Here is a 12,345-nt window from a genome sequence, read left to right on the forward strand (position 1 = left end):
TCTTGCGGCGCGATGGATGCCGGTTCCACCATGCGCGCGCAACAGCCACGGGTCTCCGTTCCCCATGCCGAAGGTCGATACCGCCCGCTTCCTCGCGGACCTGAACGAGTTGCGGAAGATCGGCGCCTACAAGACCGGCGTGCACCGCCCGACCTATTCGCCTGAAGACATGGAAAGCCGGCGCTGGCTGATGGATCGCATGCGAGAATGCGGGCTGGAGCCGACGATGGACGGCATCGGCAACGTCATCGGCCGCCACCAGGGCGCGGGCCCGCATCTGCTGGTCGGCAGCCATATCGAGAGCCAGAACTACGCCGGCTGGCTGGACGGCGCGCTGGGCGTCATGGCCGGCGTGGCGCTGGCGCGCGCGGGCCTGCCCGTGGATGTCGCGGCCTGGGCGGATGAGGAAGGTCATTATGGCGGCTTCATCGGCAGCCGGTCCTTCATCGGCGAGTTGCCGGAGGAGGAGATCGACCGCCTCGCCAACCGCTACCACGGCAAGCCGCTCCGCACCGCCTTGCAGGAAGCGGGCCTCGCCGGCCTGCCGCGCATCGCCATGGAGCCCGGCCGGCACAAGGGTTTTCTCGAACTGCATATCGAGCAGGGGACGCAGCTTGAATCCGCCGGCCAGCGCGTCGGCGTGGTCACCGGCATCGTCGCCATCTGGCAGTACCGCATCACCATCACGGGCATGCAGGACCATGCCGGCGGCACCACCATGGCGGAGCGGCGCGATGCCGGCCTGACCGCCGTGCGCCTGCTGGCCATGCTGGATGAACGCATGCCCATGGCCTGCGGCCCGCGCAGCACCTGGACCTGCGGGCGCATCGCGCTGGACCCCGGCGCGGCCTCCATCATCCCCGGCAAGGCGGAAGTGCTGTTCCAGTTCCGCGACGTGGAGGAGACGGTGCTGGCGCGGATGGCGCAGGTGCTCGAATCCTGCGTGCAGGAAAGCAATCGCCGCGAACGCTGCCACGCGGTGCTGGAGCCTATGAGCCTGTCCAAGCCCGCGCTCTGCGACCCGGCGATGCAGGCGGCGCTGGCCGGCGCGGCGGATGCACTGGCGCCGGGCGCCTGGCGGCACATGCCCTCCGGCGCCGGGCATGATGCGCAGTACCTGGCGAAGCGCATGCCGGCCGCGATGCTCTTCAGCCCCTCCATCGGCGGCATAAGCCACCATTGGAGCGAGGATACGAAGGAGGAGGATCTGGCGCTCTGCGTCGAGGTCCTGGCGGAGGGTGCGGCGCGCTACCTGGCAGGCTGACGGCGAAGGCCTATCTGCATCCGGAACGGAGGGGATGGGTCCATGAACACGCCTGGCATCATCGCATTGCTGGCAACCCTGGCCTTGGGCGCCGTCGCCGGCTTCCACTACCTGACGCGGACGCGGCGCCGCTGGGTGGTGACGGCGCATCTGGTGGCGGCGATCGCGGCGCTCGTCGTCGTGGCCGCGCGGGTCGTGGCGGGGCCGCCGGGGCCGATGCCGGCGCTGGTGCCGCCGCTGATGGTCGCGCTCGCCCTGGCCGGGGGCTATGGCGCCTTCCGCTGGCTGCGGCGTGGCGGCGGCGCCGTGCTCGGGCTGCATGTCGCGGCGGGCGCAGCATCCTTCCTGGTATTCCTGGCCTATATCCGCGCGCCGTAAGGTTCCGCTAGGCTTCCGGCACAAGAAGCCTTCCGGAGGAACGACTATGGAAAGCCTGCGTTTCGCGCGGCGCGCCGCACTCATGATCGGATTGGCGATGGCCGCGACCTCGGCCCTGGCCGCGGACTACCCCACGCCGCGTGATGGAACCTGGGTGGCACGGGATTTCCGCTTCCACACCGGGGAGGTGATGCCGGAGCTTCGCATCGGCTACACCACGGTCGGCGATCCCTCCGGCATCCCCGTCGTGGTGCTGCATGGCACGGCCGGTTCCGCCCGCAGCATGCTGACGCCGGCCTTTGCCGGGCAGCTCTTCGGGGAGGGCCAGCCGCTGGATGCCCGGCGGCACTTCATCATCATCCCCGACGCCATCGGCACCGGCCGCACCACCAAGCCGAGCGACGGGCTGCGCGGCAACTTCCCGCGCTACAACTACGACGACATGGTGCTGGCGCAGCACCGGCTGGTGACGGAGGGGCTCGGCATCCCGCGCGTGCGGCTCGTCATCGGCAATTCGATGGGCGGCATGCATGCCTGGCTCTGGGGCACCAACTTCCCGGATGCCATGGACGCCATCGTCCCCATGGCGTCGCAACCCACGGAGATGTCGGCGCGCAACTGGATGATGCGCCGCCTGCTGATCGAGACGGTGCGGCGCGACCCCGGCTACAACAACGGCTTCTACACCCAGCAGCCGGCCTCGCTCGGCCTCGCCAACGTCGTCTATGCCACCGGCACCAATGGCGGCACGCTGAACCTCGCTTCCATCGCGCCGACGCGGGAGGCCGCGGACCGCATCATCGACCAGCGCCTGGCCGCGCCGCCGCCGGCGGATGCCAATGACTTCATCTGGCAGTGGGATTCGTCGCGCGACTACAACCCGGCGCCGCGCCTGGATCGCATCAAGGCGCGCGTGCTCGCGATCAACGCCGCGGATGACGAACGCAACCCGCCGGAGACCGGCCTGATGCAGGCGGCGATGCGCCGCGTGGCGCATGGCCAGCTGCTGCTGATCCCGGCCAGCGCCGAGACGCTCGGCCATGGCACGACCGGCAATGCGCGCTTCTGGGCGGAGGACCTCCGCCGCTTCATGGCGACGCTGCCGTAGCGGTCAGTCGAGCAGGGCGGCGGCGATGCGCACCAAGCTTCCGCCCGGCACGCGCAGCGCCTCCAGCACGCGGAAATGGTCGGCGCCCGGGATCGGCACCAGCGGCCCGGGTGCCTGCGCTTCGCTGCGCAGCGCGTGGAAGTCGCGGCTGTGGCGCACCAGCTCCGGCAACTCCTTCGCGCCATAGGCGATGGCGAGCGGCTTCATCACCACGGGCCGCCGGGCGGGCGAGAGGTTCTGCACCTCCTCCTGCGTCAGCTTCAGCGCGGCATCGAGGTAGGTCTGCCGGATCGCCTCCAGGTCGAAGACGCCGGAGATGGCGAGCCCCGCGCTGACCGCCGGGTGCTCCAGCGCCATGGCGGTGAGGTGCCCGCCCGCCGACCAGCCGGAGGCGATGATCGGGCCCGTGATGCCATGCTCGGCGCCATGGGCGGAGAGCCAGTCCAGCGCCGCGTTCACCTGCCAGCAGATGGTCGTCAGGCTGGCATCCGGCGCCAGGGTGTAGCCGCAGAAGGCGGCGGACCAGCCCAGCGCCAGCACGCCCTCTGCCAAATGGCAGAAATCCTGCCGCCTGTTGCGCTGCCAGTAGCCGCCATGGATGAAGACGAGGCAGGGGGCGCCGGGGTCACGACCCGGGAACAGGTCCCAGGCCTCCCGGTCCCGCGTCCCATAGGCCAGGTCGAGATGGCCTGGATGCGCGGCGCGGAAGGTCGCCGCCGCCGCGTCCCGTGCCGCGATCAGGGCGGGGCTGTCCGCCACCGCCTCCGCATTGTTGTAGGCGGCGTCACGCTCCGCCTGGCTGGCCGTGGCCCAGAAATCCGGCAGCGCCTTCACGGCGCCAGCTTCCGGATCGGGTTGCCGGCCAGGAAGGCCTCGATCACCTCGACCGCGCCCTTGAAGTAGGCGCCGTAGTTCTGCTGCGACACATAGCCGAGATGCGGCAGCAGCAGCGCGTTCGGCGCGCCGAGCAGCGGGTGGTCGGCCGGGATCGGTTCCTGGTCGAAGACGTCGAGCCCCGCGCCGGCGATGCGGCCTTCCTTCAGCGCGGCGATCAGCGCGTCCTGGTCGATCAGCGGGCCGCGGCTGGTATTCACGATGTAGGCGCTGCGCTTCATGGCGGCGAGTTCGGCGGCGCCGACGATGCCGCGGCTGCGGTCCGAAAGGATCATATGTAGCGACACCACGTCCGACTGCGCGAAAAGCTCCTGCTTCTCCACCCGGGTCGCGCCGACGGCGGCCGCGGCTTCGCTGGTCAGGTTGGTGGACCAGGCGATGACCTTCATGCCGAAGGCGAGCCCGACCTTCGCGACCCGCGTGCCGAGCTTGCCGAGGCCGAGGATGCCGAGCGTCTGCCCTTCCACCGCCGTGCCGACGCCCTGCTGCCAGGTGCCGGCGCGAAGGCTCGCGGCTTCCTGCGGCAGCTGGCGCATCAGGTTCAGGATCAGGCCCCAGGTGATGTCGACGGTGGGCGCGCCGCTGCTGGAGGTGCCGCAGACCGTGACGCCCTGCGCTTCCGCGGCGGCAACGTCGATGGCGCGGTTGCGCTCCCCGGTCGTCATGAGGAGCTTGAGGTTCGGCAGGCGCTGGATCAGCGCGGCGGGGAAGGGCGTGCGTTCCCGCATCGCCAGGATGCCGTCGAAGGGCAGCAGCCGCGCCACGAGCGCATCGCGGTCCTTCAGCGTGTCGCGGAAGACCGTGACCTCGATGCCCTTCGGCAGCCGGTCCCAGGGCCCCATGGACAGGGCGACGCCCTGGTAGTCGTCGAGGATCGCGATCTTCGTCAGCGCGCTCATGCCGTTTCTTCCCGTCCAGGTGACAAGGCCCGCAATGCGTTGAGGACGACGGCCACGTCAATGGCCTCCTGGATCAGGGCACCCTGCACGGGGGTGAGGGTGCCGGCGGCGGCGGCCAGCATGCCGATCACGGAAAGCCCGATGCCCACGGCGACGGATTGCCGCGCGATGGCCTGCGCCCGTCGCGCGGCGAAGAGCGCGGTGGCGACGCGGTCCAGCCGGTCGACCAGCACGACGGCATCCGCGGCCTCCCCGGATGCGGCGGCGCCGCGCGCCGCCATGGCGATGCCGACATCGGCCATGGCGAGAGCGGGCGCATCGTTCACGCCATCGCCCACCATCAGCACGCGGCCGCCCCGCCGCTCCGCCTCGATGACGGCGAGTTTCCGCGCGGGGTCATGGTCCGCGAAGACGGCATCCGCGCCGACCTGCCGCCCGACCGCCTGCGCCGGCCCCTCCGCATCGCCGGAGAGGAGGATGACCCGCGCAATGCCGGCGCGGCGGGCAGCGGCGATCACGCCGGGCGCCTCGGGTCGCAGCCGGTCCTGGAACAGCAGCGTGCCGGCGTAGCGGCCGGCAATGGCGACGGTGACGGCGGCCGTGCCGGGTTCATGCGGGGCGGCCTCCGGCAGGGCGGCGTGGCCGGCCACGAAGCTGCGCGCGCCAACCGCCACGGCCTGGCCTTCCACCACGCCGGCGAGGCCTGCGCCGGCGGCCTCCTCCACCGCTTCCGGCATCGGCAGCGCAAGGCCGGCTTCCCGCGCGGCGGTCACCAGCGCTTCCGCCAGCACATGCCCGCTGGCCTGGTCCAGCGCGGCCGACAGCCGCAGCAACTCGGCCTCCGTCACCCCGGGCGCCGGGCGCAGCGAGACGAGGCGGGGCCTGCCCTCCGTCAGCGTGCCGGTCTTGTCCAGCACCAGGATGGAGACGGCGGCCAGGCGTTCCAGCGCGGCGCCGGACTTCACGAGCACGCCGGCACGCGCCGCGCGGTTCATGCCGGCCACCAGCGCGACGGGCACGGCCAGCAGCAGCGGGCAGGGGGTCGCCACCACCAGCACGGCCAGGGCGCGGGCGGGGTCGCCCGCCAGCAGCCAGGCGCCGCCGGCCAGGGCGAGCGTCGCCAGGAGGAAGGCGACGGACCAGCGTTCCGCCAGCCTGGCCATGGGCGGCTTGGCAGCGGCGGCGCCCTCCACCATGCGGACGATGGCAGCATAGGTGCTCTCCGCCGCCGGACGCGTCGCCAGCAGGACCAGGCTCTCGCCGGCATTGGTGGCGCCGCTGCGCGCCGCGTCGCCGGCGGGGTGCGGAACGGGCAGGGGTTCGCCCGTCAGCGCGGCCTCATCCAGCAGCGCCGGGCCTTCCAGCGCGCCATCGACCGGCAGCACCTCCCCCTTGCGGATCAGCAGGCGGTCGCCGGGGCGGATCGCCTCGATCGGCACCTCCTCCAGCGCGCCATCGTGCTGGCGGAGCGCGGTGCGGGGCTGCCGGGCGAGCAGCGCCGTCATCTCCCGCTTCGCGCGCGCGCTGGCGCGGGCTTCCAGCACCTGGCCGCCGGCGAACATCAACGCGACGACGGCGCCCGCCAGCCATTCGCCGAGCGCCAGCGCGCCACCCATGGCAAGGGCCGCCACGATGTCAAGCGCGAAGTCCCGCCGGGCGATGCTGCGCAGGATCTCCAGCAGCAGCGCGCCCAGCACCACGACGGTGCCGGCGGCCAAGGCCAGGGATGACAGCGTGGGAAGGGGGACGAGGCGGAGCAAAAGACCGAGGGCCAGTCCCGTGCCGGCGGCGATCAGCAGGCGCTGTTTCGCATCCTCATCCATCCGCCCTGCGTGGACCGCCGGCGCGGCGGAGTCCAGGGCTCAGCGCGCGACGAGGTCCCAGCGGATGGTACGGCCGGGGCGCAGCGGGATTGCGCCCGCCGTCGCCGGGGCCGGCATGCCGTCCGGCGCCAGCGCGGTGACGGTGCGGCGTTCAAAGGCGCCATGGGGCCCTTCCGGGTCCACCTGGTCGAGGTCGGCCGGCAGGGCGCCCAGCCAATCCAGCGCCAGGGCGCCGGCCAGGCGAGCGGCCGGGACATGCACGGCCAGGTTGCAGGTGGCCGGGGGCGTGCCGGCCTCGCTGTCCGGCAGCAGGAGGACGAAGCCGCCGGCCTCATCCGTCCAGGCGACGATGCGCATCAGGCCGGCATCGGTCGCGGCAGCCAGGCGGCCGAGCGCGATGCCGCGGCCGGCTTCGTCCCGCAGCGTCCCGATCACGGCGGTGCTGCCGGCGGGGATGGACCGGCCCGGCGCCGGGCGCAACAGCACCGTGCGGCGAACGGGATGCGGCGGCACGGGGATGGGCGCGCCGCCCGCGGTCGGGCGCGTGGGGTAGCGGTCCGGCACCTCCACCATGATGGCGGCCGGCTGGAAACGGCGTTCGGGATCCGTCACGACGATCCGGCGCGGGCCCGGCGGCAGGTCGGCGAAGCGCATCTGGCCGGAGGCAGGGTCCCATTCGGGACGAGCACCGATGATGCCGATGGCCTTGATGCTCAGCCCCGCCACTGGCGGCAGCAGGCCGGGCTGGCCCTCGGCCCGATAGGCCAGCGCACGGATGCCGAGGATGGGTTCCCCCGCCGGCATCGCGGACCGGCTGCCCAGGCGCCAGGGCGACTGCGTCCCGATGATGCTCATGCCGGCTGCCGCGTCACGACGCTGTCTCCTCGCCTCTGCACGACCCTAGGCGAGGTGACGGGCGGGCCGCAACTATCGGTTGGTCTCAACCGTCCCAGTAACGAGAATTCCTGACACTGCCTGACGAAGCGTGTCGGGAAGGGGGGTCGGCCGGCGCTGCGTCGCGCGATCCACATAGACATGCACGAAGTGACCCTCCGCGCTCACGCTCTCCTCCCCGGCCCTGAAGATGCCGATGCCGTAGCGGACGGAGGTATTGCCCACGCGCTCCACCCGCAGCCCGGCCGTCACCTCATCCGGGAAGGCGATGGGGGCGTGGAAGCGGCACTGTGATCGCCGATTTCGAGAGCCGCCGCTTGAGCGTCTTCGGCGTCGTCTTCAGGAGCTTCGCAGCGTCCTTCAGACACATCGCCATGTCGCCGACGACAACTCGAACCGTCCGGCTCGTATTTCGGGCTTGTTCTGCTGCCGTTGCCCATCGGCAATTTTCGGGACTGTAACCGGCATCATTGTCGATGCGGTCGAGGCTCAGGCCGCGTCGATATCCGTCCGACATATCAGCGACGAAATTCGCGAAAACATGCCAGCGCGGGCAGACGGTAATTCCGCGCCCGCCGTAGCGGCGACGATTGTGATATGATTCGTTGTAGCAGCGCGCGTGCATATTGAGCCACGTCCGGTAGAGCGGATGATTGTAGTTGAGTTCGGCGTCTGGCGCATTAATTTCAACGGTATTGGACACGATAACAACTCGCTCGATACTGCGTCGATGCTTGATTGCTCTCGACGACAGTATTTACGCAGCGAGTTTTCGGGTTAACTGCGGCTATAACGGAGTAGCAGTTTTCTCGTCGTAGACAGGGTCGCTCCGCGACGGTAACGATGTGGCATGCGCAGGCCCCGCCGGATGCTCGTCGCGTTGGTTGCCGCACTCTCTGTTCCCACCGTCGCCGAAGCACGGGGCGGCCGGGGAGGAGGGCGCGGCGGCGGAGGGCGCGGCGGCGGTCGTAGTCGCGGCGGTCGTGGTGGCGGTGGCGGCTGGTTGCTGTGGTTGCTGGGCGGCGGTGCGGCGATCTTCGGGCTCTCGAAGGTCTTCGGTAGGAAGACACCGCCCCCGCCACCTGTATCGCCCGTTTCACCGGTTTCATCGGGTCCGGTGTCAACGCGACCGGTGATCAAATGCCCGAAGTGCTCCCGGGCAATGTTGACCCGGACCGCCCGACGCGGTCGTCACGCCGGGCGGCGATTTTACGGGTGCGTCGGATATCTCGCTTGCACCGGGACACGCTCGATTTAATCGACTCGCCCCGTTGCGATGGCTATGCAATTAAAGCGTTCGGATAATTTGTTCGATGTCCGACGTGTCCGGGAAGGCGAGGTCTCTGAGATGCGATGGCGCTACGATGCGCACCGCATTTCCATAGTCGGGTTCCCACAGTATCCCGGATGGGATTTCCTTCATGCCGCGCTGCTGAAACCATAGTGGCGAATCGTTATCGTTTGCCCATCTCACGATCCCAGCAAGATTTCGCTCGCTAAAGAACAGCTTGACGTCGTTTATCGCGCTGCGCGCCGCGTTGAACGATTTGAACGCGCCGTCGAGGCTCGCGCGGACCGATGAAATCATTCGATCCGCCTTTCTATTTGTCAGTTCTTCCCAGTGCGTTTCTTCGATGATGACCTTGACCGCCCGAAACTGGTCAAGTGCTCGCGTAAGCTCTTCGCGAGGGTTCTGGCGGTTCAAGATTGCGTTCAAACCGACCGCGACGTGGATCGTGCGGAAGTCTTGCCGTCCGCCGTAGTTGCGGCCTCCTGCTTGTTGAAACAGGCTTGGCTCTTCGTTCTCGTTGAATGTCCGGAGCGCGCCGCCGACGAAGCTCGCATTTCGGAGATGAGCGACGAGCGGGGTTGCTGCGGCCGTGAGCGTCGCAGGAAGTTCGGCGATTTCGATCAACGTGCGTTCGTGATGGAACAGCATTTCATACGCTGCGCGAGTTGCCGCGTGTAATGGAGTTTGAAGTTGCTTGCGGAGCAACTCGAATTTCTGTCGGCGTTCGTAGGCTCGATGGTCGGCTAGCGCTTCGGCGTAGCGATTGCCTTCAAAGTGACGAGCGTGACAATCGGGACCGATAAGGCGTAAGCCCATGTCGCTTTGCGACAGAACGACCTTTCCGTCATTCCCAAACTGATATGCGCGTTCGCAGAAACTACACGCGTAAAACGCCGATTCATGCTTTCGTCGGGGCAGTATCCCAACGATGGCGAAATCGCTTTTGTCGGCGGGCGGGCGGCGTTGAAGCGGCAGAGCCTCGGCGGGGCGACCGGCGTCGAAGTGCTCGGTTAGACGCCTGCGCCAGTCTTCGACGAGCGCGCCGAAGCCCGCGAACGGTTCGGCGATGGGCGGGGTTGGGATGTCGAGGTCTTGGTCTGAAGGGGTGGTGGGACGGTCGGTGATGCTGTCCAAAAATGCCTCCGGCATGCGTATACCGGAGAATTGTGTCGACGGCGGTTGCAATTCAAGTGGTGGCGTCCACGCCCCTCGCTTTCCACCACATGTGGTGTTGGCACCTCCGCCCGGGAGCGGGGCAATGCTACTTGAGGGCTTGAAGCGCGTTTCGCAGATGCTCGGGCACGGGGACGGGCCGACCAGTCTGCCGCGACACATAGACGTGCGTGAAATGTCCTTCGGCCGACGCTTCCTCTTCGCCAGCGACAAACACAGCCAGTTCGTAGCGGACCGACGTTGTGCCGAGCTTCGCCAGTCGCATCCCAACGACGATGTCCTGTGGGTAGGCGACGGGCTTTCGGTATCGGCATCCAGTCTCAACGACTAGGCCGACAACGTTGCTGGCAGCGATGTCCAGCGCGCCAACGGCGATGAGCCACCGGTTCACCGCCGTGTCGAAGAAGCTATAAAAAACAACGTTGTTCACATGCCCATACGCGTCATTGTCCGACCACCGTGTGCTGATGGCGCAATGATGTGGGAAGTCGGACAGGCGGGCAGTGGGCGGACGCTCAGTCATTGGCGATCCTTCACACCATCGGGTTCATGTGTTGACGTGGCCGTAGATGTCGTTGTCCATCCACCGCGTCGGGATGGGCAGGAAGAAGCGGTAGTCGGCGCGGACCGGCAGTGCCTTGCTCATGCCAGCGCTTCCTGCACCACGGCGTTGTCGATGCAGGCCTCGAAGCCCGGCGCCGCGGCGATCGCACCGGCGCGCAGCATGGAGGCTTCGAGCGATTCATAGGCGTCGCGCGGGAAGAAGGGCGTCGGCGCCCAGAGGCCGAGCTTCCTGTAGCGCGCGATACCGCCCTCCAGCGTCGCCCGGTCCATGCCCTCGAAGAAGGGCGCCACGGTCGCGGCGATGGTGGCGGCATCGCTGGCGTGCAGCCAGCGCTGCATCGAGGCCAGGCCGCGGATCATGCCGAGCACGGCGGGGCGCCGTTCCGCCAGGATCGCGCGCGTCGCGTAGAAGGCGGTGTAGGAGGTCGGGCCGCGATCGGCCTGCGCATGCCAGGCGGTGCACCCCTTCGCTTCCGCCAGCGTCGCGAAGGGTTCGAAGACCTGCGCCACGTCGAGCGTGCCGGCGGCGACGGCCGCCGCATTCTCCGCCATGCTCCGGCCCTGCACCGTGGTCAGCGATGCCGGGTCGATGCCGGCCTCCAGCAGGTCCCGCTGCAGGCACCACCAGGGGGTCGGCACCTCGCTGACCACGCCGAGCGACAGCGCCCTGAGGTCGCGGAGCGAGAAGCCGGGACGCGGCCCGCGCCCGACCAGCAGGAAGGGGTCCTTCATCACCACGGCGCCGAAGCTGACCAGCGGGCTGGCCGGATTCGCGGCGTGGTCGCGGATGACGCGCATCGGGCCGGACCAGGCCATGTGCGCCGCGCCCGACAGCAGATTGGCCACCGCCCGATCGGGTTCCCCCACAGTGATGAGCGTGACGTCCACCCCGGCCGACGCGAAGTCGCCCCGCGCGATCGCGGCGTAGAAAGGCGTGTAGAACAGGGCGCGGAAGGGCTCCTGCAGCGTGATGGCGTTCATGGCCCGTGCTCCGGCTGTAAGGTTTCGCGCGATGTGACATGATTGCCGCCTGCCGGAGAAGAGGGTCCTCCCCGATGATGATGTCGCGCCGCCTGCTGCTGGGAACGCTGGCCACGCCGATGCTGGCGCACGGCGCATGGGCGCAGGCGCCGCGACCGTTGCGCGTCGTCGTCGCCTTCGCCGTCGGTGGCCTCACCGACGTCGTCGCGCGCATCCTGGCGGAGCATATGTCGGTCACGCTCGGCCGGCCGCTGGTGATCGACAACCAGGGCGGCGCGGGCAGCACCATCGGCGCCAGCACCGTGGCGCGGGCGGCGCCGGACGGGAACACCATCCTGGTCGGCAGCGTGGGCCATTCGGCGATGTCGGCGCTCTACGCCAGCTTCCCCTTCGACCCCATCACGAGCTTCGCGCCCGTGGCGCTGGTGACGCGCCAGCCCTTCGTCGTCGTGGTGCATCCCGGCGTGCCGGCGACCGACGTGCCCTCCTTCCTCGCCTGGCTCAGGTCCCGCAATGGGGAGGCGAATTTCGGCACGGCAGGTATCGGGGCGAGTTCGCACCTGGCGGCGGAGCTGCTGCGGAAGCTGACGGGCGCCAACTTCACCGTCGTGCCCTATCGCGGCACGCCGCAGGCGGTGGCGGATCTCACGGCCGGGCGGGTGGACTTCATGATCGACAGCCAGACCCTGCTCGCGCCGCTGATGGCCGATGGGCGGGTCCGCGGCCTGGCCGTCACCAGTGGCGAACGCTCCTCCATGCTGCCGCAGCTGCCGACGCTGGCTGAGGCCGGGGTCGCGGGCTACGACGCCACCGCCTGGCAGGCGATCTATGCACCGGCCAATACGCCGGACGCCGTGCTGCGCCCGATCGCGGAGGCCGCGGCCCGGGCACTGCGCGATCCCGGCGTGCTGGCCAAGCTCTCGGCCGCGGGGGTGGAGGCCTATGCCGATCCCTCGCCGGAGGCGGCGCGGGCGCATCTGGCGGTGGAGGTCGCGAAATGGGGCGGCCTGGTGCGGGAACTCGGCATCCGGGGCAACTGATCCGCCCGATTCGCTCTTCAGCGCGCGTCTGAACAT

At 69.4% G+C, this 12,345-nt stretch carries 13 protein-coding genes; 4 read left to right on the forward strand and 9 right to left on the reverse strand.

What is annotated here, in order from left to right; genetic code table 11:
* Positions 1–64 precede the first annotated feature (64 nt).
* From G3576_RS28730 to G3576_RS28740, 3 genes are read left to right on the forward strand one after another with little or no spacing between them, the layout of a single operon-like run.
* A complete protein-coding gene (locus G3576_RS28730; protein ID WP_164697939.1) occupies positions 65–1,264 on the forward strand; it encodes a Zn-dependent hydrolase in 1,200 nt (399 codons plus the stop codon).
* A 42-nt stretch (positions 1,265–1,306) separates the two neighbouring features.
* A complete protein-coding gene (locus G3576_RS28735) occupies positions 1,307–1,642 on the forward strand; it encodes a hypothetical protein (protein WP_164697940.1) in 336 nt (111 codons plus the stop codon).
* Positions 1,643–1,688: 46 nt separating this feature from the next.
* The gene (locus tag G3576_RS28740) at positions 1,689–2,750 is read left to right on the forward strand and encodes an alpha/beta fold hydrolase (protein WP_164697941.1); all 1,062 of its coding nucleotides are present in this window, start codon (positions 1,689–1,691) and stop codon (positions 2,748–2,750) included.
* A gap of 3 nt (positions 2,751–2,753) precedes the next feature.
* Here the strand turns inward: G3576_RS28740 and G3576_RS28745 are convergent, their stop codons facing one another.
* The 9 genes from G3576_RS28745 to G3576_RS28790 all read right to left on the reverse strand — a co-directional run bounded on the left by G3576_RS28745 (position 2,754) and on the right by G3576_RS28790 (position 11,269).
* Positions 2,754–3,584: an alpha/beta hydrolase gene (locus G3576_RS28745; protein ID WP_164697942.1), complete on the reverse strand. Its 831-nt coding sequence runs from the start codon at positions 3,582–3,584 to the stop codon at positions 2,754–2,756.
* The gene (locus G3576_RS28750; RefSeq protein ID WP_164697943.1) at positions 3,581–4,543 is read right to left on the reverse strand and encodes a D-2-hydroxyacid dehydrogenase family protein; all 963 of its coding nucleotides are present in this window, start codon (positions 4,541–4,543) and stop codon (positions 3,581–3,583) included. Before G3576_RS28750 ends, G3576_RS28745 begins: the two co-directional genes overlap by 4 nt.
* Positions 4,540–6,366 carry a heavy metal translocating P-type ATPase gene (locus G3576_RS28755; protein WP_164697944.1) on the reverse strand — a complete coding sequence of 609 codons (1,827 nt, stop codon included), beginning with the start codon at positions 6,364–6,366 and terminating at the stop codon, positions 4,540–4,542. Before G3576_RS28755 ends, G3576_RS28750 begins: the two co-directional genes overlap by 4 nt.
* 39 nt (positions 6,367–6,405) lie before the next feature.
* Positions 6,406–7,221 (reverse strand): hypothetical protein, encoded by an 816-nt coding sequence (locus G3576_RS28760; RefSeq protein ID WP_164697945.1) that lies wholly within the window; start codon positions 7,219–7,221, stop codon positions 6,406–6,408.
* 72 nt (positions 7,222–7,293) lie between these two features.
* Positions 7,294–7,512, reverse strand: a complete 219-nt coding sequence (locus tag G3576_RS28765) for an acyl-CoA thioesterase (protein WP_407926144.1) — start codon at positions 7,510–7,512, stop codon at positions 7,294–7,296.
* Between the two features lies 1 nt (position 7,513).
* Complete coding sequence (locus tag G3576_RS28770; protein ID WP_164697946.1) at positions 7,514–7,963, reverse strand: hypothetical protein; 450 nt, start codon at positions 7,961–7,963, stop codon at positions 7,514–7,516.
* A gap of 585 nt (positions 7,964–8,548) precedes the next feature.
* Entirely contained in the window at positions 8,549–9,685 is a 1,137-nt protein-coding gene (locus G3576_RS28775; protein ID WP_164697947.1) for a hypothetical protein, read from the reverse strand.
* A gap of 127 nt (positions 9,686–9,812) precedes the next feature.
* A complete protein-coding gene (locus G3576_RS28780) occupies positions 9,813–10,247 on the reverse strand; it encodes an acyl-CoA thioesterase (protein ID WP_164697948.1) in 435 nt (144 codons plus the stop codon).
* A 119-nt stretch (positions 10,248–10,366) separates the two neighbouring features.
* Positions 10,367–11,269 (reverse strand): ABC transporter substrate-binding protein, encoded by a 903-nt coding sequence (locus G3576_RS28790; protein WP_164697949.1) that lies wholly within the window; start codon positions 11,267–11,269, stop codon positions 10,367–10,369.
* Between the two features lie 74 nt (positions 11,270–11,343).
* Here G3576_RS28790 and G3576_RS28795 point away from each other — a divergent pair, with 74 nt between their 5' ends.
* The gene (locus G3576_RS28795; protein WP_164697950.1) at positions 11,344–12,309 is read left to right on the forward strand and encodes a Bug family tripartite tricarboxylate transporter substrate binding protein; all 966 of its coding nucleotides are present in this window, start codon (positions 11,344–11,346) and stop codon (positions 12,307–12,309) included.
* Positions 12,310–12,345: the final 36 nt, after the last annotated feature.

Origin of the sequence: Falsiroseomonas algicola, from assembly GCF_011040385.1 — a bacterium.
Taxonomy (GTDB): Bacteria; Pseudomonadota; Alphaproteobacteria; order Acetobacterales; family Acetobacteraceae; genus Falsiroseomonas; species Falsiroseomonas algicola.

Bases quoted from the DNA above. Each gene is read 5' to 3' on its own strand.
- G3576_RS28730 (WP_164697939.1), top strand. From the start codon at position 65: ATGCCGAAGGTCGATACCGCCCGCTTCCTCGCGGACCTGAACGAGTTG.
- G3576_RS28735 (WP_164697940.1), top strand. From the start codon at position 1,307: ATGAACACGCCTGGCATCATCGCATTGCTGGCAACCCTGGCCTTGGGC.
- G3576_RS28740 (WP_164697941.1), top strand. From the start codon at position 1,689: ATGGAAAGCCTGCGTTTCGCGCGGCGCGCCGCACTCATGATCGGATTG.
- G3576_RS28750 (WP_164697943.1), bottom strand. From the start codon at position 4,543: ATGAGCGCGCTGACGAAGATCGCGATCCTCGACGACTACCAGGGCGTC.
- G3576_RS28755 (WP_164697944.1), bottom strand. From the start codon at position 6,366: ATGGATGAGGATGCGAAACAGCGCCTGCTGATCGCCGCCGGCACGGGA.
- G3576_RS28760 (WP_164697945.1), bottom strand. From the start codon at position 7,221: ATGAGCATCATCGGGACGCAGTCGCCCTGGCGCCTGGGCAGCCGGTCC.
- G3576_RS28780 (WP_164697948.1), bottom strand. From the start codon at position 10,247: ATGACTGAGCGTCCGCCCACTGCCCGCCTGTCCGACTTCCCACATCAT.
- G3576_RS28790 (WP_164697949.1), bottom strand. From the start codon at position 11,269: ATGAACGCCATCACGCTGCAGGAGCCCTTCCGCGCCCTGTTCTACACG.
- G3576_RS28795 (WP_164697950.1), top strand. From the start codon at position 11,344: ATGATGATGTCGCGCCGCCTGCTGCTGGGAACGCTGGCCACGCCGATG.